The sequence below is a fragment of the Usitatibacter rugosus genome, from assembly GCF_013003965.1.
Taxonomy (GTDB): domain Bacteria; phylum Pseudomonadota; class Gammaproteobacteria; order Burkholderiales; family Usitatibacteraceae; genus Usitatibacter; species Usitatibacter rugosus.
This window is the reverse complement of sequence record NZ_CP053069.1, coordinates 1,982,701-2,006,933: the sequence shown is the minus strand read 5'-3', so window position 1 is coordinate 2,006,933 and position 24,233 is coordinate 1,982,701. Positions and strand designations below refer to the sequence as shown.

Here is a 24,233-nt window from a genome sequence, read left to right as displayed (position 1 = left end):
ATGGCGCGCGCCGTCGCGCGGGCCGTGGCACTCGCGCTCGCCGGTCCGCTTCCCGCCGCCGCGCAGGCGGTGACCGAGGGCTGGCAGATCTCGGGCACCAACGTGCTACGCGCCGAGCGCTACGACGCCAGCGGCGACCGCACCTTCGTCCCCTACCCGTTCCTCGGCAACACCGGCTACGACGAATTCAACATCGCCGGCCTGTCGCGTCCCTCGCCGTATTCGATGCGCCGCTTCCTCGTCGCCGGCGTCGTGAACGATTCCCCCTACCGCTCCCAGGACAAGGGCGTGGTGCCGGAGCGCCTCAACTTCATGGCGGAGTCGGGCGAGTGGGCCTGGGCCTGGCGCGCGGAAGCGGGCGACTTCTTCGCGTTCACGACGATGCGCACACAGCAGCGGTCGCTGAAGGGCGCGTCGGTCGAGCTCCAGCCCGCGCTCGATCCCTCGATTCGCCAGTCGATCGTGCTCTTCGGAGGGGCCGCGCAGCCCAACTGGCGCGATGCGCAATGGTCCGACGACAACACGCTCGGCGTCTCGTGGCTCGTGGACACCGACCGCTTCGGGCGATGGAACGCCAACGTGCTGCGCAACGCTCGCGGTGCCAACGAGCGCTTCTCGCGCTCCGAGGACCAGTCGCAGACCGTCGCGAGCCTGGCCGCGGAGTCGCTCTTCGATCTCGCGTCGTGGAAGCTTCGCGTGGAGGGCGAGGTCGCGCGCATGAAGGGCGACTACGATTCCTTCGATCCCGCCGTGGACGGGCGCGACCGCAGCGACTCGGGATACTTCGCGCAGGTCTCCGCCTACGATCCCGTCTACAACGTGCGCCTGCGGGCCGAGCGTTACGGCCGCGACTACCGCCCCTTCGGCGCCGTGACGCCCGCCGACCGGCGCAGCCTCGAGGCCTTCGCGGGCGCGAACCTGCCGCAGGGCATGTCGCTGCGCCTGCGGCTGCAGGACTACAGCGACCAGCACGAGAGCGCGAACCCGCTCGAAACACGCGTGGCGGGCGCCAACCTCTCCGGCTCGTATGCGCCGTGGGCTCTCTCCGGAATGCTCGATGCGTTCGTGCAGGACAGCGAGCGCGACGACCGCTCGATCGACTCCCGCTTCTCGCAGCTGGCACTCAACCTCACCCGGCCGATGGGCGGCGGCTGGATCGCGCAACTGAACGCGATGCGCCTCGACTTCGACGACCACGCGAACGACGCCTTCTCGTCGACCACCTCGCAGGTGCAGGTGGCCGCGATCCTCCCGGTCACGTGGGGCGCGGTCTCCGGAAGCGTCACGCCCGGCGTGATGTACCGGCGCATCACCGGCTTCGGCGCCACGCGCGACTGGCAACCCACGCTCGCGATGGCGCTCTTCGGCGGCCCGCACCGCTTCACGCTCAACGTGGGCGGCCTGAAGCAGGATCCGCGGCTGGAAACCGCGCCCGATGTCGCGACGGTCAACGCCGCCTTCGACTACCGCTACCGCTGGGGCCGCCACGAGTTCGGCGTGGATGCGACGCTCTTCGAGCGCCGCCCTTCTCCCGGCACGGACAGCTCGGCATGGCGGCTCGGTGCCTCGTGGACCTGGTTCTTCGAGAACGCGCCGGCCGCGACGGTTCGCTCGAGCCAGGGTTACACGCTGGCCCAGGCAACGCCTGTTCCCGACCGCGTCGCGCTCAATGCGTCGCTCCTCGCGAAGCTCACGCCCGGCCAGCCGCTCGCCGCCGTCGAGGCGAGCCTCGCCGCGAGCGGCATCGGCGCCGGTGTGGCGGAGCCGCGAGCCCAGGTGTACGAAGCGCGGATCATCGAAGAGATCGAGCAGCGCCAGCGCCTGGTGATCACGCACGATGCGGGCATCGTCGATCGCGTAGCACTGCTGGTCTCGCTCGATGGCGTGGCCGACGCGTCCCGCGTCTACGAACGCGTGCGTCGCGCCCTGCTGGATGCGTACGGCGCGCCGACGACGACCTTCGACGAAGGCGCGTGGAGCCCGACCTACGCGCGAGACATCGCGGCCGGCAAGCTCATCCGCATCACCGAATGGGCCACGCCGAACGGGGTCCTGAAGCTGGGCCTGCCGCGCCGGCTGGATGGCGTCGCGCGGATCGAGGTCCATCACGCCCGCACGTCCGCGTCGCCTCGCGACACGAACTGGGGCATCGAGGCGGTGCGCTAGCTAGCCGTACGGGCGCACCAGCGGCTTGCCGTCGAGCCACGCCGCGAGGTTCTCGACCACACCCGTGGCGAACTTCCCGAAGACGGGCTCGTTGACGAATCCGAGGTGCGGCGAGAGCACCACGTCGTCGCGGCCCACGAGCGGGTGGTCCTTCGCGAGCGGCTCGTCGTCGTAGACATCGAGCGCCGCGATGCCCGGACGGCCCGCATCGAGCGCGGCGGGAAGCGCCGCCATGTCGATCAGCGCCGAGCGTGCCGTGTTCACGAGAATCGCGTCCTCTCGCATCGTCGCCAACCGCTCGCGCGTCAGGAGCTTCCGCGTCGCATCCGACACCACGAGGGAGAGGCTCACGACCTTCGAGGTGGCAAGCAGCTCCTCGAGGCTCACCGACTCGGCACCGCCCGCGGCCGCACGCTCCGGCGTCATGTGCGGGCTCCAGGTCACGACCTCCATCTGGAAGGCCTTGCCGACATCGGCGATGCGTTGTCCGATCGATCCCAGGCCGATGATGCCGAGGCGCCCGCCCGCCAGGGTGACGGGCAGTCCCTTGCCGTCACGCCACTTGCCTTGCCGCACCAGCGAGAGATGCGCTTCGAGCCGCTTCGACGCCGCGAGGATCAGCGTCCACGCGACTTCGGAGGTGCTGAACTTCGACGAGCCGGCCTCCGTGATGCCGATCGCGACACCCTGCGCACGCATGGCCTCCGCGTCGAGCTGCTGGTTGCGCTGGCCGGTGAAGATGAAGCACTTCAGGTTCGGCAGCTTCGCGATCAGCTCCGCCTTGAAGGGCGTGCGGTCGCGCACGAGCGCGATCGCGTCCGCGTCCCGGATCGCCGCCAGCAACGTATCGCCGCGCAAGCGCTCGGTGTGGAACGAGATGTCGGCCTTCGCTTCGATCGGCTTCCAGTCCGCGAGGCGCCGCAGCGCGTTCTCGTAATCGTCGAGGACGACGATCTTCGGGCGCGCGCTCACGGGCACGCCGCCCGCGTGATGGCCCGCACGTCCGACGCTTCGCCCAGCCCCCAGCAAGCGGCGATCAGGCTGTTGGCGCGCGGTAGCCCGATGACCGGCTCGGCGAGGTCGCGCGCCTTCGCTTCCAGCATCGCGTCGGTCATGGGGCGCTCGAGCGAGCCGATCGCGTGCTTCACGAAGACGTGCTCGCGCTGCCCGCTCTTCAGCACCACCGTCACGTCCGCCGATTCCTCGGCGATCGCATCGTCCACGGTCGCGACCACCTTCCTGCGCAGCTCCACCATGTCGGCGCGGTTCACGATCGCATCGTCGTACTCGTGCTCGGCGGCGCGGCCGAACATCAAGCCGCAGCAGAAGCCGTGGTAGACGCTGAACTTGCCCTCGAGGCCGTCCTTCGGCTCCTTCTTCCCGGTGAGCTCGAGCACCAGCGAGTGCACGCGCAGCTCCACGCGCTCCACGTCCGCGGGCTTCACGCCCCGGTCGCGCAGCTGCACGGCCGCGTCGATGGTCGGGTGGATCACGATGCCGCAGGCGAAGGGCTTGTACGTGTTGAACGAGATCTCGAAGCGGCTGCCCAGCTCGTCGGTGATCTCGTTCCAGTCGTTCTTGGTGGAGATCGTCTGCGACATGCCGCGCGCGGCCTCGATCGCCCGCGGGCTCGCGGTGAAGCCGCTCCGCGCCAGCAGCGCGCTGGTGAGACCGGCACGCGCCGCGCCTCCCGGATGGAAGGGCTTGGTCATCGTGCCGAACTGCTCGCGCATGCCGATGGGCTGCGAGGCGGCGATGCCCAGGGCCATCGTGGTCTTCTGCTCGTCCAGCCCCAGCAGCCTCGCGCAGCCCGCGGCCGCGCCGAGCGTGCCGGTGGATCCGGTGATGTGCCAACCGCGGTCGTAGTGGTCCGGGTACATCATGTTGCCGACGCGGCACGACACGTCGATGCCCAGCACGAGCGCGTCGATCACCTCGCGGCCCGTGGCGCCCGTCACTTCCGCGAGTGCCAGCAGCGCCGAGGCCACCGGGCCGGCCGGATGGATGATCGTCTTCAGGTGGGTGTCGTCGAAATCGAACGTGTGCGAGGAGATGCCGTTCACGAGCGCGGCACTCGCCATGTCCACGCGCTCGGAGCGGCCGAGCACCGAGGATTGCGGTGCCGGCTGCAGCATGGCGACCGCGCCCAAGGCGGCGGTCACGCTCTCGTGCTGGGCCGCGCCGGTCGCGCAGCCCGCCCAGTTGAGGAACGTGCGGTGCGCTTCTTTCTCGACCGCATCGCTCCAGCCCCGCGAGGGATGCGTGGCGACCAATTTGGCGAGCGTGCGGGTGACCGGCGGCGCGTCCTGGATCGCCGCGACTTTCGTGTTGCGTGCCATGTATTTTTTCCGGGTCTGGATTCCCGCCTTCGCGGGAATGACGTCAATCTTCGAGGGTGATGTTGCGGTCCTTGGCGAGCTTCGCCCAGTGCGCGATGTCGGCCTGCATGTACTTGCCGAACTGCTCGGGCGTCATCGGCATCGGCTCCAGCGCTTCGCCGGCGAGGCGGGCCTTCAGCTCCGGCGTGGCGATCGCCTTGTTGATCTCTTCGTTGAGCTTCCTCACGATCTCGGGCGGCATCTTCGCGGGGCCCACGATCGAGTACCACTGCACGCCGTCGAAGCCCTTGTAGCCCAGCTCCTCGAAGGTGGGCGTGTCGGGCAGCAGCGCGTGGCGCTTCACGCCGGTGACCGCGATCGGCTTCAGCTTCCCGGCCTTGATGTGCGGCAGCGCGGCGGCGAGCCCCGGCATCATCATCTGCGTCTGGTTGCCGAGCACGTCGGTGATCGCCGGGCCGATGCCCCGATAAGCGGCATGCACCGCGTCGAATCCGGCCTCGGTGCGGAACTGCTCCATCGCGAGGTGCGTGAGCGAGCCCTGGCCGGACGAGCCGTAGCTCACCTTGTTGGCCTTCGCATAGGCGATCAGCGACTTCATGTCGGACGCGGGAACGGCGGAGCCGACCACCAGCACGTTGGGCGTGCCGACGACCATCGCGATCGGCGTGAAGTCCTTCACCGCGTCGTACGGCACCTTGCGCACCGCGGGCACCGTGCCGTGCGTGGCGACGTAGCCCAGCATCAGCGTGTAGCCGTCGGGCGAAGCGTTCTTCACGGTCTGCGAGGCGATCACGCCGCCGCCGCCCGAGACGTTCTCGACGATGAACGACTGGCCCATCGATTTCGTGAGCTGCTCGGCCACGGTACGCGCGGTGAGGTCCACGCCGCCGCCGGGCTGCACGGGGGCCACGATCTTCACGGTCTTGGTGGGGTAGCCCTGCGCGAACGCGCCGGGGATCGCGAACGCCAGCACGGCGGCCGCTGCAATCATCTTGTGCATCATCGGGGATCCTCCGGAAACGGAATCCCCGATTATAGGTGGCCGACCCCTGCCCAGCCGAGGCTCACCCCCGGCAAAGCCTTGCTACTACGGCTTCGGCGCAGCGGGGTTGAGGTCTTCGTCGGGCAGGTAGGCGACGCCGCCCCAGTTGGCCTGGAGGAGGATCCCGCTGTCGGTGTACTGGTAGACCGAGAGATAGGGATTGAACGACGTGCTGCCATCCAGCGAGACGCCCTTGCCCGATCCGATCTTGAGCGTCGCGTCCGCCGAGGCGCCGACGTCCGCTCCGAGCGTGCGGAAGGTGTCGAAGAGTCCCTGGTCCTTGAATACGAGCAGCTGCCGGTAGGTCTTGTAGCCCACGCCCGGGCCGGTGCCCGCGCGCGTGACCTTCATGAAGGTCTCCTTGCCGTCCTTGTCCACCAGCACGCCCGAGCCGACCGCCCCGACGTAGAGCAGCAGGTTCACCTGCGAAGCGTCGAACACGCCATAGCCGACCGCGCCCTTGAGCTCTTCGCGCAGCTCGGCCTTGTTCGCATAGAACTGCTTCAGGCTCTCGTCGCGCATCTCCTGGATCGCCGCGCGGCGCTTGGCGGCCGCGTCGGCGGAGATGCCGCCGGGTGTCGCGCACGCGGCCAGGCCCACGGCTGCGGCAGCGAGGAGGATGCGCGCGACAACACCGGCGCGGTCCATGGCGCTACTTCTTCGGCGCAGCAGCAGGCGCCTTTTCCACGCGGACCGCCATCGCCTCGGTGTAGGAGGCCTTCACCATGTCGCCCGTCTTCACGTCCTTCAGCATCGCCGGATCCTTCACCTTCATCGTGACCGTGTGCTCCGGGCCGCGCAGCGTGACGATGCCCTTCTTGGCGTCCACCGCTTCGACCGAGGCGACGACCGCGACATCCCGCACCACGATGCCGGCCGGCATCTGGCCCTTAGGTGCCCCTTGCTTGCCCTCGGTCACGACGCGCTCCCGCACCGTGCTCTTGGACTTCTCGAGGCCGACAAGGACCGCCTGCGCGTACTCGATGGTGACGATGTCGCCCTTCGAAACCTGGGCGAGGTTCTTCACCTCGGGCCCGGCGACGAAGCTGACGAGATCGCCTTTCTCACCCTTCAATGTCACGGCGCGCGTGGATTGATCGATGGCTTCGACCGTCGCGGTGACCTTCGTGTATTCGAGGGCGCCCACGGCACCGGCCTTCTTGTCCTGCGCAACAGCGGTAGCTGACGCGAACGCCACAACGGCCAGCAAGGCAACCAGATTGCGTTTCATGATTTCTCTCCCAAACCAGACGAATCCAAAAGCCTACCACTTCGCCGATCCTCAGGTATGAAGCCCTGTGCATGCCGGTTTGCTAGCGGCGCAGGCGGCGGGTAGGATGGTTCGCAAGAACACAAACAACACCTGTGGCGCACGGAACGTCCAAGGCTCAACGAATGCCAGCGGCCGAACCCTTTTCCGGAATGCGTGGCCTGGAGGCGGCCACCGCCCCGAATGCGACCGAAGTCCGTCGCCCCGGTACGCATGGGTTCGACAGCAACTCCGCCACCGCGCTCGCGGTCTTCGTCGGCTACTTCACCGGCGCCAAGCTGGGGCTCGCGCTCACCTTCCTCCCCAATCCCGTCTCGGTCCTCTGGCCGCCGAACGCGATCCTCTTCGCCGCGCTGCTGCTGGTGCCGCCGTCGCGGTGGTGGGTCGTTGCCGTGGCTGCCCTGCCCGCGCACCTGCTGGCCGAATTGCAGAGCGGCATCCCCTTCTCGATGGTGGGCTGCTGGTTCATCAGCAACTTCGCCGAAGCCGCGATCGGCGCGGCGATGGTCCGCAAGCTCGGAGCGCTGCACCAGCCGTTCGGCAAGCCCCTGCACGTGATCGGCTTCGTGTTCGCGGCGTTCACGGCGGCGCTGCTCTCCTCGTTCCTCGACAGCGCGTTCGTGAAATGGAACGCCTGGGGCGACGCCGACTACTGGGATCTCTGGGCGGCTCGATCGCTCTCCAACGCGGCCACGTCGCTCGTGCTGGTCCCACCGATCGTCGTCTTCGCCACGGGCGGCCTGCTGGTGTTCCGTCGCGCGAAGCAGACGCACCTCGTCGAGGCACTGTTGCTGCTCGTGGGCCTGCTCGCCTCCGCGCTGGTGGTGTTCCACACGCAACTCGCCGAGAGCGTGCTGCCGGTCGAGATCTACATGCCGCTGCCTTTCCTGCTGTGGGCCGCGTACCGTTTCGGGCCGGCGGGGACGAGCGCGACGGTGGCGCTGGTGGCGGTCGTGGCCATCGTGGGCTCGGGCCATGGCACCGGCGCGCTCGGCATGGGAACGCCCACCGAGAACGCGCGGGCCGTTCAACTCTTCCTGCTCTTCATCTCCCCCACGCTGCTGTGCTTCGCCGCGGCGATGGACGAGCGCCGGCGCGCCGAGGCGTCGCTGCGCCAGAGCGACCGGCGCTTCCACGTCATGCTCGAGGCCACGCGCGATGTCGTGTACGAGCGCGACCTCGTGAGCGGTGCGATGTGGTGGAGCCGAAGCGCGCTCTCCGAGTTCGGCTACGACCGGTCCGCCACCGGACACGGCTACCGCGAGTGGTGCGAGATGATCCATCCCGACGATCGCGAGAGCGCGATGGCGCCGCTGCACGTGGCGCTCGCCGCCGGCTCGCGCCAATGGGAATCCGAGTTCCGCCTGCGCCGGGCCGACGGCCGCCACGCCCTGGTGAGCGAGCGCGGCTTCATCGTGCGCGACGCGGAAGGCCACCCGCTGCAGATGATCGGCCGGCTCACCGACATCACGGAGCGCCGCGACACCGACGAGCTCGGCCAGGAGCTCACGCACGCCTCGCGCCTCACGATCATGGGCGAGCTCGCCGCCTCGATCGCCCACGAGATCAACCAGCCCATGTCCGCGATCCTGAGCAACGTCGATTCCGCCGAGATGTTGCTCGCGCGCAGTGGCGAGCGCGACGCGGAGCTCTCCGACATCCTCGCCGACATCCGCGCCGACGGCCTGCGCGCGAGCGAGGTGATGCGCCACATCCGTGGCCTCGCGAGCAAGCGCGGCGCCGACATCGAAACCTTCGACCCGAACGAGGTCGTGCGCGCGGTGCTGCGGCTCGTGGCGCCCGTGGCGAAGCGGCGCGGCATCCCGGTGAGCATCGCGCTCGACAAGGTGCCGCACGTCTGGTGCGACCGCATCCACGTGCAGCAGGTGCTGCTGAATCTCATCTTCAACGCGATGGACGCCATGGACGAGACGCCGCCCGCGCAACGCGAGCTCTTCGTCGAGGTCTTCCGTTCGGCCGACGGCATGGTGCAGATCGCCGTGCGCGACCGCGGACACGGCCTCTCGGTGTCCACGCAGGGCCGCATCTTCGACTCGTTCTTCACCACCAAGCGCGACGGCATGGGCCTGGGCCTGTCGATCGCGCGATCGCTCGTCCAGTCCCACGGCGGCCGCATCTGGGCGACCAACAATGCCGATGCCGGCGCCACGTTCCGCTTCACGCTGCGCGCCGACCGGCGCGACCGCAACCTCCCTCCGGAGCTCGAGTGATGAAACCCATCGTGCATGTCGTGGAAGACGACCGCTCCGTACGCTCGGCCCTCACGCGCCTGCTGAAGATCGCGGGCTTCGAGGCGCGCGGCTACTCTTCCGCCGGCGAGTTCCTCGTGAGCGAGCGCGACGCGACTCCCGGCTGCATCGTGCTCGACGTGGGGCTGCCCGGTCTCACGGGCATCGAGCTGCAGGCGGCGCTGCAACGCGAGCGCGACCCGCGCCCCGTGATCTTCCTCACTGGCCGCGGCAACATCGACATGGGCGTCACCGCCATGAAGGCCGGCGCCGTGGATTTCCTCACCAAGCCCGTCGATCGCGAGCGCCTGCTGGGCGCCGTCGAGACGGCGCTGCAGCGCGGTGCCCGTGCGCAGGCACGCGATGACGAAGAGCGCATCCTTCGCGAGCGCCTCGATCGCCTCACGGCCCGCGAACGCGAAGTGTTCGACCGCGTGGTGCAGGGCAAGCTCAACAAGCAGATCGCCTTCGAGCTCGGCACGTCCGTACGCACGGTGAAGGCGCATCGCGCGCAGGTGATGCGCAAGATGGAAGTGGGATCGCTCGCCGAGCTCGTGAGCGCCTCCGACCGCCTCTTCGCGACGGCGTAGCCGCGCCGCCGTCCGTCAACGACGGTAACAAAGTAGCCCCAAAGGACGATACGCGCCGCCGTGCGCGCGCCTGACAATGGCCCTTCGCCGTCCACAGGGAGAACAAGCATGAGAAGAAACCAGGCCGCGTGGCTCGCGTTGACGACCGTCGTGCTGGGCGGCTGCGCCAGCGCGCCCGGCGGAATGTACGGTCAGCCGTACGCCCTCTTCGAGCCCGAGCGCCGCATGCCCGCGGCCGACACGCGCTCGGCCTTCATCATGAAGATCGACGGCCGGGACCGCGACATCGGCCGCAACGACCCGGTGCCGCCCGGACTGCACGAGGTGGAAGTGAGCATTCCGGGCCCGCCCGGCATGAGCGACCCGGGGCGCGATTCCATCCAGGTCGACGCCAAGCCCTGCACGCGCTACTACTTCGCCGCGATGCGCTCCTCGCCCACGGCACGCGACTGGCGCGCGTTCATCTCCGCGACGGAGACGATCGGCGAATGCGCGAGCAAGTTCGGCCTGAAGTAATGCCGCGCTAGGACGGCGGCTTCGGCTCGCGCCGCTGGTTCAAGCCGAACCACAGCGCGACCGGCACCAGCGTGGGCAGGAGCAACGCGCCCACCTGGTAGGCGAGCCCGATGCCTTCGCGCATGAAGGTCGGAAAGGCGAGATAGAGCTCGAGCTCGCGCGCCAGCGCGAGCTGCTTCAACACGTCGAACGTGACGCCCCACGCCGGGACGAGCGAGAGCGCGATCACGCCCACCACGATCGGCGCGGTCCGGCGCGACGCGCGCGCGGCGACCGAGAGCGCGAGGAAGAGCGCGATCCCGAAGGTGTAGATCGACGGATTGACCTCGACCTCCGTGATCGCCGGCGCGCGTGCCCGGCCGACCTGGTAGGGCGCGAAGATCGTGATGGGAAAGCGGACGCTGCGCCCGCGCATCGTAGGCGGGGCCACCTTGGCGTCCGCGAGCACGGCAATCGGCGTCTTCGCCACGTGCGCCGCCAACTCGTTGAGGAAGGGGCTGGCGAAATACCAGAGCGCCAACGCGACAGGCAGCGCGAGCAGCGTCTTCCCGAGGAACACCAGCACTTCGCGGCGTGTCGTGAACTTCATGCGACCGCGGGCGGTGGCGACTCGGGCGGAGGCGCTTCGGGCGGCAACGCAGGTCCCGGGACGGTACGCATCCACAGCAGCCACACGATCAACGCGTCGAGCATGATCAGCGCCTGCCACACGTAGAGGTGGGCCCAGACGAACCACTGCGCATCCCACTGGCCCAGGTAGAACAGGCTCACGATGCGCACGAGGTTCAGCGCCTGGATCGCGACCACGCCGATGGCGATGCCGATCGCCTTCGACCGCCACGGCGCGGGATACGCGAGGATGCCCGCCAGCAGCACCAGCATGGCCTCGACGCCGTTGCATCCCGCCTCGATCATCACGCCGAAGCCGGTCTTCGGGTTGTAGAGCAGCTTGCCCTGCGCGGCCGCGTTCCCGTCGAACGTGGTGACGAGACCGGCGCTCGCCTTCGCCACGAGCTCCGTCCACGGCACGACGAGGGCCTGGCCGGGCGGAGTCAGCTCGAAGACGAAGAGGACGACGAGGAGGACGACGAAAGTCAGGGCGAAGCGGCGCATGGCGCGCGTAGGGTATCACCCAACGGTCTACCCTGCCCCCGAGGACAATACGCAAGCCTGGAGCCCGTGGGGACAATCGGGGTGCTCTCCCCCGTCAAGGAGTGACCTTCATGAAGAAGAACATCGTCCTGCTGCTTGCGACGCTGGCCCTCGTGTGCGGATTCACCGCCGAAGCCCAGCAGGCAACCGCGAAGAAGCCCAACGTCCTCGTCATCTGGGGCGACGACATCGGCCTCGCCAACGTCAGCGCCTACAGCAACGGCCTGATGGGCTACGAGACACCCAACATCGACCGCATCGGCAAGGAGGGCCTGCGCCTCCAGCACTACTACGGCGAGCAAAGCTGCACCGCCGGCCGCGCCGCGTTCCTCACGGGACAGCACGGCATCCGCACCGGCCTCACCAAGGTGGGCTTCCCCGGAGCGCCAATGGGCATGAGCCAGCTCGATCCCTCGATCGGGGGCGTCATGAAAAGCCTCGGCTATGCCACGGGCCAGTTCGGCAAGAACCATGTCGGCGACCGCAACGAGAGCCTGCCGACGGTGAACGGTTTCGACGAGTTCTACGGCAACCTCTATCACTTGAACGCGGAAGAGGAGCCCGAGCTCGCGGACTACCCGAAGGACCCGAAGTACCGCGCGAAATTCGGCCCGCGCGGCGTGTTGCGCACCAAGGCCCTGGGCAGCGACGACGGCACCGTGGACCCGCGCTTCGGCAAGATCGGCCGGCAGAGCATCGAGGACACGGGGCCGCTCACGAAGAAGCGCATGGAGACGATCGACGATGAAACCTCCAGCGCCGCCGTCGACTACATGAAACGCCAGAAGGCCGCGGGCAAGCCCTTCTTCGTATGGTTCAACGCGACGCGCATGCACCTGCGCACGCACGTGAAGGCGGAGAACCGCGGCCGCTACAAGTACGGCGACAGCGAGTACAACGACGGCATGATCGAGCACGACGAGCACGTCGGGAAGCTGTTGAAGGCGCTGGACGAGATGGGCATCGCCAACGACACGATCGTCGTCTACAGCAGCGACAACGGCCCGCACATGAATACCTGGCCGGACGGCGCGATGACGCCCTTCCGCTCGGAGAAGAACACGAACTGGGAGGGCGCCTTCCGCGTACCGCTGCTCGTGCGCTATCCCGGCGTGATCAAGGCCGGCACGGTGAGCAATGCGCTGATGAGCCACAACGACTGGATCCCGACCCTCGCGGCCTTCGCCGGCGAGCCCAACATCGTTGGCAAGCTGAAGGCCGGGGCGACGTTGAACGGCGTGAGCTACAAGGTGCACCTGGACGGGTTCGACCAGTCCCGCTTCCTGAGCACCGTGAGCGGCACGGTGGCCACCAATTCCGACGTCCCCAGCGCCCGCGACAAGTTTTTCTACGCCGACGACGACGGCCTGCTGGTGGCCATGCGCCAGGGGCCCTACAAGTACGTGTTCGCCGAGCAGCGCCTGGCGGGGACCATGGGCCTGTGGGCCGAGCCCTTCACGAAGCTGCGGCTGCAGAAGATCTTCAACCTCATGCAGGATCCGTTCGAACGCGCGGACATCACCTCGAACACGTTCTGGGACTGGAACCTGAACCACGTCGGCGCGGCTTATGGAATGATGGACGAGGTCTTCCAGTTCGTCGCGACGTTCCGCGACTATCCGCCGCGGTCCTTCCCGCCGAGCTTCAACCCGGCGAACGTCCTGGAGGAGACGTTGGAGGAGATCAGGGTCGGGCGGAAGCTGCGCCGCGCCTTCCCGATGATGCCCGAACCCGTCCGCCAATAGCCCCGAAGGAGCCCCATGAAAACGACTCTTCCCGCGACGATCGCCGCCGCCCTCCTGCTCGCCGCCTGCGCCGGCACGCCCACCGGCGACTACGGCAAACCGTACGGATTGCTCCAGACCGAGAGCAAGATGCCCACCGACTACGTGCGCCCCGCGTGGGTCGCGAAGATCGACGGCAAGGACATCGTGTTCGGCAAGAACGATCCGGTCGAGCCCGGCCTGCACAAGGTCACGGTGAGCCTGTCCGGCCCGCCCGGCAGCAACAACCTCGCCACCGACACGTTCGACGTCGACGTGAAGCCCTGCACGCGCTACTTCATCTCCTCGAAGCGCTCGACGCTGCAGTCGAACGACTGGAAGGCCTTCGTTTCCGGTTCCGAGACCATCGGGGAGTGCGCGTCGCGCCATGGCGTGAAGTAAGGCATCCTGACCGGATGCACGATGCATCCCCCACGACCGAGGCGCTGTCCCACCGGCGCGTTCCGCAGCAGCTCCTGAGGTTCCTCTCGCGCCTCGGCCACGTCCTCCTCTCGACGGGGGACGCGGTCTCGGTGATCGAGGAGGTGCTGCGGCGGATCGCGCTCGCCCAGGGCGCGCAGCGCGTGAACATCATCGCGTTCCCCACCGTGCTCTTCGTGAAGTTCGAGGATGGCGATCTCACGTGCCTCGACTTCACCGGCGACGAGGGCCTGACCCTCCGCTTCGACCAGACGGAGGCGGTGTTCGCCCTCGCGCGCGACGCCGAGAATCCGGAGATGGATCTGGGCGAGGCACTCCGCCGGCTCGAGGCGATCCTCGCGGCCCCGCCCCTGTACCACCCGGTGACGAGCCTGCTCGGCCACGTGCTGGTGACCGTGGGCATCGCGCTCGTGCTGCATCCGTCGATCGGCGTGATCGGGCTCGCCGCGGGGTTCGGCTTCGCGGTGGGCGCGCTCCGGCTCTTCGCGCGGAGCCGCGGCGGCATCCTGCAGACGCTGCTGCCGACGTTCTCGGCGTTCATGGTCTCGGCGATCGCGCTCGAGATGGCGAAGCACGGCTATGGCGAGAGCCCCGTGCGCGTGCTGATCGCCGCGCTGGTGACGTTCCTGCCCGGCGGCATCCTCGCCGTCGCCACGATGGACCTTGCCTACGGCGACGTGGTCTCGGGATCGAGCCGCTTCGTGACCGGCGTGCTGCAGCTCGTGTTCCTCGTGCTGGGGATGATGATCGCGGCGTCGTTCGTGGGTCTGCCCGCTTCGAAGATCCTCGTGGAGCTCCCCGATGCGACGCTGCTCACATGGGGCCCGTGGCTGGGCGTCGCGTTCTTCGGCATCGGCCACGTGCTGTACTACTCGTCGCCGCTACGCAACCTGCCGTGGATCCTCGCGGTGCTGTTCGTGGTCTACGCCGGCCAGCGCCTCGGCAACGCGGCGTTCGGCGGCTACATGAGCGGCTTCGTCGGCGCGATCATCGCGACACCCGTGTCCTATTTCATCCAGTACCGCGTCGGCGGGCCGCCCGCGGTGGTGACGTTCCTGCCCGCGCTGTGGCTGCTGCTGCCCAGCTCGCTGGCACTCCTGGGCCTCGCGGAGGTCGTCACGGACAATCCGCTGTCGGGCGTGCAGGACTTCATCGCGACGGTGTTCGCGATCGTGGCCATCGCCTTGGGATCGCTGATCGGATCGGGAATCTACAACCAGTACGTCGACCCGATCTTCAAGCAGACGGCGAGCCTCGCGGCCTCGGTCAGCAAGTTTCGCTGGCGCCGCCGCGGCTGATCAGAAGCGGTAGAAGAGCGCCGCGATCGCGTCCTTGCGAGTGCCGCCGAAGCCCACCTCGGCCAACGCGCCCCAGTTGCGGTTGATCGTCCAGTTCACGCCCGTGAGCAGGTTCCACGCGCTCTTGGGCCGCACGCTGATCTCGTAGGCCATGCTCGCATCGCGGCCGATCACGGTGCCGGACGTGTCGAACGTGAATTCGCCCGTGATGTGGACGTCGGACTTGAGGTAGGTGCCGCCGCCGTAGATCGTGAGGAAGCTCTCGCGATCGAAATGATGGTTCCAGCCCGCGCGCGGCGCGATGTTCCAGGTCTTGCCCTTGGTGGTCGACATCGTGACGTCCGAGACCACGTAGGTGATCGGGAGCGCGAAGAAGAGCCCCTTGTACGCTCCGGCGGCCGTGACGCCGATGCCGTAGGTCTTGCCGTGATAGTCCGCATGCGCGGTGCCCGCGAGGGTGCGCGTGCAGAGCTCCGGACGCGCCGCGGGAGGCAGGTTGCAGCCGGGAATGCCGAGGTAGTTGAGGAGCCCCGCGCCGTCGATGGTGATGTCGATGTCACCCGTGCCCTGCGTGGTTCCCGCGATGACATAGGCGTTCAGGAACGGAAAGATCCACGCGCCCGCCTGGACCTGGTACGACTGGTTCTTGATGCGCGCATTCGGAAACCCCACGAAGTCGAGGTCCTGCAGCGGATTGCCGTTGAAGCCCACATTGAGCGAGCTGAGCGTCCGGTGCTCGTCGCCGAAGTAGGCGTTGACGGCGACGTCGTACGGATTGGGCAGATCCACGCCCATGTCGATCACGCGCTGCGCCATGAACGGCAGCGCATGGTCCCATTCGCGCCTTGGCGCGGGAGGCTCGGCGGGCTTCGCGGGGTCCGCGGCCGGGGGCGGGATCACCGGGGCCGTCATCGGCGGCACGACACGGCCGCCATAGGCGAGGAGAAAAGACTGCGCCGAAGCGCCCGTGCAGAGGGCGAGGAGGCCGGCGATCGATGCCGCGCGGACGAGGCGCGCGGCAAGGGCGAGACGGATATCCATGGGCGAGCCGATTGTCGCATGCAGTCCGCGAACGGAATTGCGCCCTGCCCCTTGGTACAAGACGGGGTGCCCCCAAGTCCAATTGCCCGCATTTCAGCCGGCCGACAAGATGGCCGGGAAGTCATGAAACAGAGACCCGAACGACAACAGCGCGGCGAGCGCGGGCCTGGGGGTGCCACGATGCCGAGGTCCATCCCGAATGCGGTGATCGTGGTCGAGGACGACGCGAGCGTGAGCCAGGCCCTCATGCGCATCCTGCGCCTCGCCGGCTTGAATCCCATCGTGTATTCGTCCGCCGAAACACTGCTCGACGGCGACTCCGATTGGGATGCCGCCTGCCTCATCATCGACATCCAGCTCCCTGGCCTGAACGGTTTCGCCCTGCGCGACCGCCTGGCCGCGATGCGACAATTGCCCCCCGTGATCTTCATGACCGCATTCGACGAGCCCGAAGCGAGGGCCCAGGCCACGTCCGTGGGTGCCTTCGCGTTCCTCTCGAAGCCCTTCTCCGGCCGAGCCCTCCTCGATCTCATCGAGCGCGCGGTCGCCGCCTCGCGCGCCTCCATCCCCAAAGGTGTCCCTGGATGAAACTCCGCATCTCGCAGCTCCTCGTCGCCACCGCCGCGCTTGCCGCGGCGGTTCCGCTTGCATCGGCCCAGCAGCCCGCGGCAACCCCCGCCAAGACGCCCGCCTCGGCGACCGCGCGCGAGCCCGGCAACGAATCGCCGTGGCCGCTGGTGATCCAGGCGAGCGGCGACACCAAGCTCACGCTCTACCAGCCGCAGCTCGATGCGTGGGACGGTTTCTCGCTTCAAGCGCGCCTCGCGGTGCGCGCCGACATCGGCAAGGACAAACCACAGTCGCAATTCGGATCCATCACGTTGAGCGCGCGCACCCTCACGGACAAGGGCACTCGCACCGTGACGCTCTCCGAGGCGCGCGTCGCGAAGGCGGACTTCCCATCGGCGTCCACCACGCAGGCGCAGGGCTGGGTGAACGCGATCGGCAAGGACTTCCAGGGCAAGACGCGCGTCATCGCGCTGGACCGCCTCGAAGCGGGGCTGGCACTCATCAAGGCCGAGAAGCCCTTGGCAAAGGCGCCGCTCCGGAACGACCCGCCGCGCATCGTGTTCTCCGACGTGCCCGCGGTGTTGGTGTCGATCGACGGCGAGCCCATCTATCGCGACGTCACCGGCACGCTGCTGCAGCGCGCGATCAACACGCGGCCCCTGCTGCTGCGCGACAAGGCGGGCGGCTTCTACCTCAAGGTCTTCGACGGCTGGATGGCGGCCGGCACGCTCGCGGGTCCGTGGAAGGTCGGCGCGAAGACGCCCGAGCTCGAGAAGGCGTTCAAGGACATGACCGCGGCGCACGCGATCGATCCGCTCACGGGGCAAGGGGCGGCCGACCAGCCGGCGCCGAAGCTCGCCGACAAGGCGCCCGCGATCTACGTCGCCACGAAGCCGACGGAAGTCGTGGTGACCGACGGCGCGGCGAAGTTCGAGCCGATCGCGGGGACGAAGCTGCAGTATGTTTCCAACACGACCGGCAGCGTCTTCCAGGACACGTCGAGCAACCGCACGTACATCCTCGTCGCGGGACGCTGGTTCACGGGCGATCCGAAGAGCGCGGACGGCTGGACCTACGTCGCCTCCAACGCGTTGCCACCCGACTTCGCGAAGATCCCCGACGACAGCCCGAAGGAGAACGTGAAGGCCTCGATCGCGGGCACGACGCAGGCGCGCGAAGCGGCGATCGCCGCGGACATCCCGCAGGTCGCCTCGGTGAAGTTGGCCGGCACGAAGCTCACCGACCCGAAGCTGGACGGCGACTTCGTGCTGAAGCCGATCGACGGCACGCCGCTCTCGTACGTGGCCAACTCGCCGACGCCGATCATCAAAGCCGCGCAGGGCAACTTCTTCGCCGTCGAGAACGGCGTGTGGTTCCAGGGGCCGGCGGTGCGCGGGCCGTGGAAGGTCGCCACCGCAGTACCGACAGTGATCTACACGATCCCGCCCTCCTCGCCGCTGCACTACGTGACGTACGTGCGCGTCTTCGGCGCTACGCCCGAGGTCGTGTACGTCGGCTACACGCCGGGATACCAGGGCACGGTGGTCGATCCAGCCACCGGTGTCGTCGTGTACGGCACGGGTTACACCTACGATCCCTGGGTCGGCACGTACTGGTACGGAGCTCCGGTCACCTATGGCTACGGCGCGGCGGTCGCGTATACGCCGTGGACGGGATGGGCGGTCACCTTCGGCTTCGGCATGTGGTGCGGGGCGTACACGACGGCGTGGGGCTATTGCTGGGGCGCGTATCCGTACTGGGGACCGTGGGGCTATCCCGCGTACTACGGCGTCGCGTACGGCGTGAATGGCGGCGCGGTCGCATGGGGACCGGGCGGCTGGGCGGGCTACACGGGGAACATCTACTCGCAGTGGGGTAACCGCGCGCAAGTGTCGCGCTACGCGGGCGGCTACAACGCGTGGACCGGCAATGCGTGGGCAGGCAAAGCGGGGGCCTCGTACAACTCACGCACCGGCATCGCCTCCGCGGGACAGCGCGGCGCGGTGGGCAACGTGTACACGGGCAACTACGCGGCGGGCCAGCGCGGCGTGGCGGGCGGAGACAACTTCGCGGTCGCCGGGCGCAGCGGCACGGCGGGCAACGCCTATACCGGAGACTCGATCTCGGGCAAGCAGGGCGTGATCTACAACAAGAACACCGGCGAGGTCACGAAGTACGGCGGCATCACCGGGCAAGACGGCGGCAAGATCGGCCGCGTGGGCGACGACGTCTACGCGGGCAAGGATGGCAACATCTATCGCAACACCGGCGACGGCTGGCAGAAGCACGAGGCCGGCGGTGGATGGAACGACGTCGGCCCGAGCGCGGGTCAGCACAACCTTGATGGCGAACGCCAGGCGCGGCAGTTCGGCAACGAGCGTGCGGGCCAGATGCGCAGCTCCAACATGAACGCGCGCAGCTTCCACGGCGGCGGAGGATTCCGGGGACGTCGATGAATCGCATGCGGATCGCGGCACTCTGCGCGTCGCTCCTCGCATCGGCTGCTTTTGCCGACGAAGGCGGTGTCAGCTTCTGGCTCCCGGGCCAGCAGTCGAACTTCGCGGCACTCCCCGGAGCGCCCGGCTTCTCGATGCCGCTCATGTACTACCACGCGTCGGTGAGCTCGGGCAGCTCGAAGAACTTCGTGACCGGCGGGAATCTCGTCGCGGGCCTCGAAGCCGATGCGGATCTCCTGTTCTTCGTGCCAACGTATACGTTCAAGGAGCCCGTCGCGGGCGGGCAGGCCGCGCTCTCGCTCGCGTGGGCCGTGGGCCAGTTCAAGGCGACGGCGAGCTCGATCCTCACGGGCCGCGAGGGCGGCAGCAACGAACGCGGCCGCACGGACAAGGCTTCGGGCGGATCGGACCTCTACCCCCTGGCCTCGCTCAAGTGGCACGAGGGCGACTCGAGCACGATGGCTTACGTGATGGGCGGCATACCGGTCGGGGTCTACCAGGCAGGCCGGCTCGCCAACATCGGCTTGAACCACGCGTCGATCGACGGCGGCTTCGGCTACACCTACATGGCCAAGGGCAACGAGTTCTCCGTCGTGGGCGGCATCACGTACAACTGGGAGAACGACGACACGAACTACAAGAACGGCGTCGACAGCCACGTGGATTTCGCTTTCTCGCACTTCTTCAGCCCGCAGCTCCACGCGGGCGTCGTCGGCTACGCCTACTACCAGTTGAGCGGCGACAGCGGATCCGGAGCCGTGCTCGGCGACTACAAGGCGCGCGTCTATGCGCTGGGGCCCCAGGTCGGCTACTTCTTCCCGATGGGCAAGGAGAAGGCCTACGTGAGCCTGCGCGGCTACTACGAGTTCAATGCGCAGAACCGCGCGGATGGCTGGAACACTTATCTCGCGGCGTCGATACCGCTCGGACTCTAGGAGAACGCGTGCACATGCAGGGATGGATTCTCGCCGGACTCCTCGCGGCGAGCGGCAACAGCGCAGCCTCGGACTGGTTCCGCGATCGCTTCATCGATCCGCAGGACAAGCAGTTCGACGCATCGAACTACCTGCTCGAGCACAAGGGCGCGCTCGCGGTCCCGATCATCATCACCGAGCCGGCGGTGGGCTACGGCGGCGGCCTGGCGCTCGCGTGGTTCAGCGAATCGATCAAGGATGCCGCCACGCGCGCGAAGGAAACCGGCGGGCGCCTCACTCCGCCCAACATCTATGGCCTCGCCGTGATGGGCACCGAGAACGGCACCAAGGGGGCCGGCGGCGGAGCGCGCATGTCGTTCTTCGACGATACGTGGCGCTACCGCGGCGGCGCCATGGCGATGTCGGTGAACCTCGATTTCTACGGCATCGGCGGCGAGCTGCCGGGCGGCGGCATCGACAAGCTCGGCTACAACCTGAAGGGCTACATGGCGTTCAACGAGCTCACACGCCGGCTCGGCGAGAGCGACCAGTGGCTGGGCCTGCGCTGGCTGTACATGAGCCTGGACGCGAAGCTCGACCTCGGCACAGCTTCGGATGCGGGCCTCACGGACAAGGAGTTCGCGAAGAAGGGCTCGGGCCTCGGTGTCACCTACGTCTTCGATTCGCGCGACAACATCTTCTTCACGAAGAGCGGCGTCGAGGCGTCGATCGACGGCATGTTCTATTCGCCTTCCATCGGCAGCGATATGACGTTCCAGGCTTATCGCGCGCACGCTTTCGCCTACATCCCCGCGGGAGAGAAAGTGGTCGTGGCCCTGCGCGCCGATGGCCGCACCGCGCGCGGCGACGTTCCGTTCTATCAATTACCTTTCATCGACATGCGCGGCGTGCCCGCGGCGCGCTACCAGGACGAAAACGTCGGCGTCCTCGAAGCCGAGGCCCGCTACTACGTGACGCCGCGCTGGATCGCGCTCGCGTTCATCGGCGCCGGGCGCAACTGGGGCCGCACCACGTCCTTCGAAGACAAGGGCACGGTCGTGAGCAAGGGCGTCGGTTTCCGCTACGTGATCGCGCGGCGCCTCGGCCTCGCCATGGGCATCGACATCGCGAAGGGCCCGGAGGACACCGCGTTCTACATCCAGATGGGAAATGCCTGGCGCTGAAACGCCGGGGCGTGCAGAGGACAAGGAGAAATGGACATGACCAAGCTCATACGCACCATCGCCGTGGGCGCAGCGCTCGGCGTCGCGTGGCCCGCGCTCGCGCAGAAGTACAAGACCGACATCCCACCCGCGATCGTGGCGCCCGACAGCGTCGAGACGCGACTCGGGACGCTGCGCTTCAAGGATGGCTTCCCCGACGACGAGACCATCCGGAAGGTCTACGACAACCTGGATTTCCAGCGCGGCGTGCAAGCTTTCCTCACGGCGATGCCGGCGGCGTCCCTGGCAGCGATTCGCCGCGGCCTGCGGGAGTTGGGTCCCGACAACGGCACCGTCATCGTCTTCGAGACGCTCATGGACTCGCGCTCGCTCTTCCTCACCGCGAACACGGAGAGCGTCTACGCCATGGGATGGATCGACCTCAGGAACGGTCCTGTCGTGGTCGAATCGCCGCCCCAGACATTGGGGCTCCTGGACGACTTCTGGTTCCACTACGTGACCGACCTGGGCCTGGTCGGCCCCGACGAGGGGAAAGGCGGAAAATTCCTCTTCCTGCCGCCCGACTTCAAGGGCGAGCCGCCCGCCGGCTACCACGTGTTCAAGTCGCAGACCTACGGCAACTGGTTCGGAACGCGCGGCTTCCTGGTGAACGGCGATCCGAAGCCGGCCGTCGCGAGCATCAAGCAGCACCTGCGCATCTATCCGCTGTCGCTCGCCGCGAATCCGCCGGCGACGAAGTTCGTCAATGCGTCCGGCAAGGCGATGAACACCATCCACGCCATGGACGCGAGCTTCTTCGCCGAGGTGAACGAGGTCGTGCAGGAAGAGCCCAACGCGGCGATGGATCCGGAGACGCTCGGCCTGCTCGCCTCGATCGGCATCGAGAAGGGCAAGCCCTTCGCGCCGGACGAGCGCATGAAGAAGATCCTCGCCGAGGCCGCCGCCGTGGGCAACGCGACGGCACGGGCCAATGCCTACCGCTCGCGCCTCGCCGGCGCGTATTTCTATCCGGACAGCGCGTGGGGCACGTGCTTCGTCGGGGGCAGCTACCTCTTCGAAAGCGACGGCGTGCGCCTGCTCGATGCCCGCAGCTACATGTTCTTCTACGCGACAGGCATCACGCCCGCGATGGCGATCCAGAAGGTTGGCGCGGGCTCGGCGTACGCAGCCGCCTTCGTCGATTCGAAGAAGCAGCCGATGGACGGTGCGAAGACTTATCGCCTGCACTTGCCGCCGGGCATTCCCGCGAAACAGTTCTGGTCGCTCGTCCTCTACGACAACCAGACGCGCTCGATGCTGCAGACGGACCAGCCCCATCCCAGCGTCGGTAGCCAGAAGGCCGGCGTAAAGGCCAACGCCGACTCGTCCGTCGACGTCTACTTCGGCCCGAAGCCGCCGCCCGGCAAGGAAGGCAACTGGGTGCAGACCTGGCCCGGCAAGGGCTGGAACGTGATCCTCCGGCTCTATGGCCCGCTCGAAGGGTTCTTCGACAAGACGTGGCGCCCCGGTGAGATCGAGGAGATGAAGTGAATGCGCCGCGGCCCTACGAAGCGTGCAGCATCCAGATCAGCGCCGTACCCCCGATCGAGATGAGGATGTGGCCGAAGGCCACGGTGCTCGAGTAGCCGATCACCGCGACGGGGCTCTCCGAACGATCCTGCACGGCAGCCAGGCCGGCGGTCATCGTCTGCGCGCCCGCGAGCGCGCCCAGGAGCAATAGCGGATTCAATCCCAGCAGGTAGCGTCCCACGAGCAGCCCCACGAGCTGCGGCACGAGGGTGACCGCCATGCCTCCGAGGAATACCGTGAGGCCGATCTCCTTGAGCGCCTGCAGGAACACCGGGCCCGCCTTCAGGCCGATCATCGCGACAAACGCCGCGAGGCCGATGGACTTCATGAACTCGATGGCGTCGTGCGGCAGGATCGCGAACGTGGGCCGCACGAAGTTGCGGTAGCCCATCGCGAGCCCGAGGATGAGCGTTGCCACGCTCGAGCCCAACGCGATGTGCAGCCCACCCACCGGGAACGAAAGCACCGTGCCGATCAGTGCGCCGAAGCAGATCGCGAGGCCGAGCGCCACGTAGTCGGTGCCATGGCCGAGCTGCAGCACGGTGCCCACGCGCCCGCACACCTGCTTCACCGCCGGCTCGAGGCCGTACACCGTGAGCTGGTCGCCGAGGTGGATCGTCGTTCCCGGCGCGATGGGGATGTTCTCGCTGCCGCGGCGGATCGCCTTCAGGAAGACGCCCCGGGCCGCGTCGGTGTCCGCGCGAATCTGCGCGATCGTGCGCCCCGACACCGACTTGTTCGTGATCACGATGTCGTAGGTCGCCGAGGGCACGTCGAGCAGCTCGCGGTCGAAGACTTCGGTCGCGTGCGCCTCGACCACCTCCAGCAACGCCTGCTGCGGGCCGATCACCGCGACCACGTCGCCCGCCGCGAGCACGAGATCGGGCCGGACCTCGAGGATCTTGCCGTCGCGCCGCACGCGCTCGATGAAGATGCGCACGCGGTCCGCCCGGGTCTCCGCCTGGGCCACGGTCGTGCCGACCACCGGAGAGCCCGGCTCGATTCGATACGCCCGCAACTCGAACATGTGCCACGCGGAGGCGACTCCCGCCTTCTCGCGCTCGAAGCCCAGCTCCTTCTCGACCTTGAGCGCCTCGGCCTTCAAGTCGATCCGCAGCAGCCACGGCCCGATGTACGAGCAGAAGAAGATCACGCCGAAGGTGCCGAAGATGTAGGTGAGCGCATCGGCGATCGGGATCTGCGAGACGAGGCGATTCTTCTCGTCGTCGGAGATCGGGAGCGACCGGATCGCCTCGCTCGCCGTGCCGATCACGGGCGATTCGGTGAGGCCGCCCGACATCATCCCGGCCGCGTAGCCCATCTCGAGGTTCAGGACCTTGGCCATCGTGTAGGCGGTGAGCAGGCCCGTCACGGGGATCACGATCCCAAGCACGACCCAGCGCCAGCCCCCGTCGCGGATGCCGCGGATGAACCCCGGGCCGGCCGAGTAGCCGATGCCGTACATGAACAGGAGGAAAAGCAGGGACTTGGCGGTGTCCGACACGGGAACGTGCACGACGCTGCCGATCAGCAGTCCGGCGAGGAGCGACCCTGTCACCGGGCCGAAGCCGACGCCCTTCACCTTCCACTTGCCGATCCAGTAGCCGACCCCGATCGCCAGGAAGACCGCCAGCTCGGGATTCTTCTCGAAGTACGGGAGGAGCCAGTGCATG

General features: G+C 67.9%; 21 protein-coding genes. 12 read left to right on the top strand and 9 right to left on the bottom strand.

What is annotated here, in order from left to right; genetic code table 11:
* A complete protein-coding gene (locus DSM104443_RS09675) occupies positions 1-2,166 on the top strand; it encodes a hypothetical protein (protein WP_171091682.1) in 2,166 nt (721 codons plus the stop codon).
* Here DSM104443_RS09675 and DSM104443_RS09670 read toward each other — a convergent pair whose 3' ends face one another.
* From DSM104443_RS09670 to DSM104443_RS09650, 5 genes are all read right to left on the bottom strand, one after another.
* On the bottom strand, positions 2,167-3,138 hold the full coding sequence (locus DSM104443_RS09670) for an NAD(P)-dependent oxidoreductase (RefSeq protein ID WP_171091680.1): 972 nt from the start codon (positions 3,136-3,138) through the stop codon (positions 2,167-2,169).
* On the bottom strand, positions 3,135-4,505 hold the full coding sequence (locus DSM104443_RS09665; RefSeq protein WP_171091678.1) for an MmgE/PrpD family protein: 1,371 nt from the start codon (positions 4,503-4,505) through the stop codon (positions 3,135-3,137). The genes DSM104443_RS09670 and DSM104443_RS09665 overlap by 4 nt, the downstream gene beginning before the upstream one ends.
* 43 nt (positions 4,506-4,548) lie before the next feature.
* Positions 4,549-5,508: a Bug family tripartite tricarboxylate transporter substrate binding protein gene (locus DSM104443_RS09660; RefSeq protein ID WP_171091676.1), complete on the bottom strand. Its 960-nt coding sequence runs from the start codon at positions 5,506-5,508 to the stop codon at positions 4,549-4,551.
* Between the two features lie 84 nt (positions 5,509-5,592).
* The gene (locus DSM104443_RS09655; protein ID WP_171091674.1) at positions 5,593-6,195 is read right to left on the bottom strand and encodes a lipid-binding SYLF domain-containing protein; all 603 of its coding nucleotides are present in this window, start codon (positions 6,193-6,195) and stop codon (positions 5,593-5,595) included.
* Positions 6,196-6,199: 4 nt separating this feature from the next.
* Positions 6,200-6,778, bottom strand: coding sequence for a hypothetical protein (locus DSM104443_RS09650; RefSeq protein ID WP_171091672.1), 579 nt, complete (start codon positions 6,776-6,778; stop codon positions 6,200-6,202).
* Between the two features lie 164 nt (positions 6,779-6,942).
* Between DSM104443_RS09650 and DSM104443_RS09645 the strand changes: the two genes are divergently transcribed.
* From DSM104443_RS09645 to DSM104443_RS09635, 3 genes are all read left to right on the top strand, one after another.
* Positions 6,943-9,048, top strand: coding sequence for an MASE1 domain-containing protein (locus DSM104443_RS09645; protein ID WP_171091670.1), 2,106 nt, complete (start codon positions 6,943-6,945; stop codon positions 9,046-9,048).
* A complete protein-coding gene (locus tag DSM104443_RS09640) occupies positions 9,048-9,656 on the top strand; it encodes a response regulator transcription factor (protein ID WP_171091668.1) in 609 nt (202 codons plus the stop codon). The genes DSM104443_RS09645 and DSM104443_RS09640 overlap by 1 nt, the downstream gene beginning before the upstream one ends.
* Before the next feature lie 108 nt (positions 9,657-9,764).
* On the top strand, positions 9,765-10,172 hold the full coding sequence (locus DSM104443_RS09635) for a hypothetical protein (protein ID WP_171091667.1): 408 nt from the start codon (positions 9,765-9,767) through the stop codon (positions 10,170-10,172).
* Between the two features lie 7 nt (positions 10,173-10,179).
* Here DSM104443_RS09635 and DSM104443_RS09630 read toward each other — a convergent pair whose 3' ends face one another.
* A complete protein-coding gene (locus DSM104443_RS09630; RefSeq protein WP_171091665.1) occupies positions 10,180-10,761 on the bottom strand; it encodes an exosortase H-associated membrane protein in 582 nt (193 codons plus the stop codon).
* A complete protein-coding gene (gene xrtH / locus DSM104443_RS09625) occupies positions 10,758-11,285 on the bottom strand; it encodes an exosortase H (RefSeq protein ID WP_171091663.1) in 528 nt (175 codons plus the stop codon). The genes DSM104443_RS09630 and xrtH overlap by 4 nt, the downstream gene beginning before the upstream one ends.
* 110 nt (positions 11,286-11,395) lie before the next feature.
* Between xrtH and DSM104443_RS09620 the strand changes: the two genes are divergently transcribed.
* The 3 genes from DSM104443_RS09620 to DSM104443_RS09610 are packed head-to-tail and all read left to right on the top strand — an operon-like array spanning position 11,396 to position 14,826.
* Positions 11,396-13,069: an arylsulfatase gene (locus DSM104443_RS09620; RefSeq protein WP_171091661.1), complete on the top strand. Its 1,674-nt coding sequence runs from the start codon at positions 11,396-11,398 to the stop codon at positions 13,067-13,069.
* A 15-nt stretch (positions 13,070-13,084) separates the two neighbouring features.
* Entirely contained in the window at positions 13,085-13,489 is a 405-nt protein-coding gene (locus tag DSM104443_RS09615) for a hypothetical protein (RefSeq protein ID WP_171091660.1), read from the top strand.
* 14 nt (positions 13,490-13,503) lie between these two features.
* Complete coding sequence (locus DSM104443_RS09610; RefSeq protein ID WP_171091658.1) at positions 13,504-14,826, top strand: threonine/serine exporter family protein; 1,323 nt, start codon at positions 13,504-13,506, stop codon at positions 14,824-14,826.
* On the opposite strand, the gene DSM104443_RS09605 is transcribed toward DSM104443_RS09610, so the two are convergent.
* Positions 14,827-15,867 carry a hypothetical protein gene (locus tag DSM104443_RS09605; protein ID WP_171091656.1) on the bottom strand — a complete coding sequence of 347 codons (1,041 nt, stop codon included), beginning with the start codon at positions 15,865-15,867 and terminating at the stop codon, positions 14,827-14,829. It lies immediately after the preceding gene.
* Between the two features lie 123 nt (positions 15,868-15,990).
* On the opposite strand from DSM104443_RS09605, the gene DSM104443_RS09600 reads away from it, so the two are divergent.
* From DSM104443_RS09600 to DSM104443_RS09580, 5 genes are read left to right on the top strand one after another with little or no spacing between them, the layout of a single operon-like run.
* On the top strand, positions 15,991-16,455 hold the full coding sequence (locus tag DSM104443_RS09600) for a response regulator transcription factor (protein ID WP_171091654.1): 465 nt from the start codon (positions 15,991-15,993) through the stop codon (positions 16,453-16,455).
* Entirely contained in the window at positions 16,452-18,893 is a 2,442-nt protein-coding gene (locus tag DSM104443_RS09595; protein ID WP_171091652.1) for an autotransporter, read from the top strand. Before DSM104443_RS09600 ends, DSM104443_RS09595 begins: the two co-directional genes overlap by 4 nt.
* A complete protein-coding gene (locus DSM104443_RS09590) occupies positions 18,890-19,828 on the top strand; it encodes a SphA family protein (protein ID WP_171091650.1) in 939 nt (312 codons plus the stop codon). The genes DSM104443_RS09595 and DSM104443_RS09590 overlap by 4 nt, the downstream gene beginning before the upstream one ends.
* Before the next feature lie 14 nt (positions 19,829-19,842).
* On the top strand, positions 19,843-20,991 hold the full coding sequence (locus DSM104443_RS09585; protein WP_171091648.1) for a BamA/TamA family outer membrane protein: 1,149 nt from the start codon (positions 19,843-19,845) through the stop codon (positions 20,989-20,991).
* A gap of 36 nt (positions 20,992-21,027) precedes the next feature.
* On the top strand, positions 21,028-22,521 hold the full coding sequence (locus DSM104443_RS09580) for a DUF1254 domain-containing protein (RefSeq protein ID WP_171091645.1): 1,494 nt from the start codon (positions 21,028-21,030) through the stop codon (positions 22,519-22,521).
* Positions 22,522-22,534: 13 nt separating this feature from the next.
* Here DSM104443_RS09580 and aspT read toward each other — a convergent pair whose 3' ends face one another.
* Positions 22,535-24,232 carry an aspartate-alanine antiporter gene (gene aspT, locus DSM104443_RS09575; RefSeq protein WP_171091643.1) on the bottom strand — a complete coding sequence of 566 codons (1,698 nt, stop codon included), beginning with the start codon at positions 24,230-24,232 and terminating at the stop codon, positions 22,535-22,537.
* Between the last annotated feature and the right edge of the window lies 1 nt (position 24,233).

Coding starts and splice junctions, on each gene's coding strand:
- DSM104443_RS09675 (WP_171091682.1), top strand. CDS start 1: ATGGCGCGCGCCGTCGCGCGGGCCGTGGCACTCGCGCTCGCCGGTCCG.
- DSM104443_RS09665 (WP_171091678.1), bottom strand. CDS start 4,505: ATGGCACGCAACACGAAAGTCGCGGCGATCCAGGACGCGCCGCCGGTC.
- DSM104443_RS09660 (WP_171091676.1), bottom strand. CDS start 5,508: ATGATGCACAAGATGATTGCAGCGGCCGCCGTGCTGGCGTTCGCGATC.
- DSM104443_RS09655 (WP_171091674.1), bottom strand. CDS start 6,195: ATGGACCGCGCCGGTGTTGTCGCGCGCATCCTCCTCGCTGCCGCAGCC.
- DSM104443_RS09650 (WP_171091672.1), bottom strand. CDS start 6,778: ATGAAACGCAATCTGGTTGCCTTGCTGGCCGTTGTGGCGTTCGCGTCA.
- DSM104443_RS09645 (WP_171091670.1), top strand. CDS start 6,943: ATGCCAGCGGCCGAACCCTTTTCCGGAATGCGTGGCCTGGAGGCGGCC.
- DSM104443_RS09640 (WP_171091668.1), top strand. CDS start 9,048: ATGAAACCCATCGTGCATGTCGTGGAAGACGACCGCTCCGTACGCTCG.
- DSM104443_RS09635 (WP_171091667.1), top strand. CDS start 9,765: ATGAGAAGAAACCAGGCCGCGTGGCTCGCGTTGACGACCGTCGTGCTG.
- DSM104443_RS09630 (WP_171091665.1), bottom strand. CDS start 10,761: ATGAAGTTCACGACACGCCGCGAAGTGCTGGTGTTCCTCGGGAAGACG.
- xrtH (WP_171091663.1), bottom strand. CDS start 11,285: ATGCGCCGCTTCGCCCTGACTTTCGTCGTCCTCCTCGTCGTCCTCTTC.
- DSM104443_RS09620 (WP_171091661.1), top strand. CDS start 11,396: ATGAAGAAGAACATCGTCCTGCTGCTTGCGACGCTGGCCCTCGTGTGC.
- DSM104443_RS09615 (WP_171091660.1), top strand. CDS start 13,085: ATGAAAACGACTCTTCCCGCGACGATCGCCGCCGCCCTCCTGCTCGCC.
- DSM104443_RS09610 (WP_171091658.1), top strand. CDS start 13,504: ATGCACGATGCATCCCCCACGACCGAGGCGCTGTCCCACCGGCGCGTT.
- DSM104443_RS09605 (WP_171091656.1), bottom strand. CDS start 15,867: ATGGATATCCGTCTCGCCCTTGCCGCGCGCCTCGTCCGCGCGGCATCG.
- DSM104443_RS09600 (WP_171091654.1), top strand. CDS start 15,991: ATGAAACAGAGACCCGAACGACAACAGCGCGGCGAGCGCGGGCCTGGG.
- DSM104443_RS09595 (WP_171091652.1), top strand. CDS start 16,452: ATGAAACTCCGCATCTCGCAGCTCCTCGTCGCCACCGCCGCGCTTGCC.
- DSM104443_RS09590 (WP_171091650.1), top strand. CDS start 18,890: ATGAATCGCATGCGGATCGCGGCACTCTGCGCGTCGCTCCTCGCATCG.
- DSM104443_RS09585 (WP_171091648.1), top strand. CDS start 19,843: ATGCAGGGATGGATTCTCGCCGGACTCCTCGCGGCGAGCGGCAACAGC.
- DSM104443_RS09580 (WP_171091645.1), top strand. CDS start 21,028: ATGACCAAGCTCATACGCACCATCGCCGTGGGCGCAGCGCTCGGCGTC.
- aspT (WP_171091643.1), bottom strand. CDS start 24,232: ATGCACTGGCTCCTCCCGTACTTCGAGAAGAATCCCGAGCTGGCGGTC.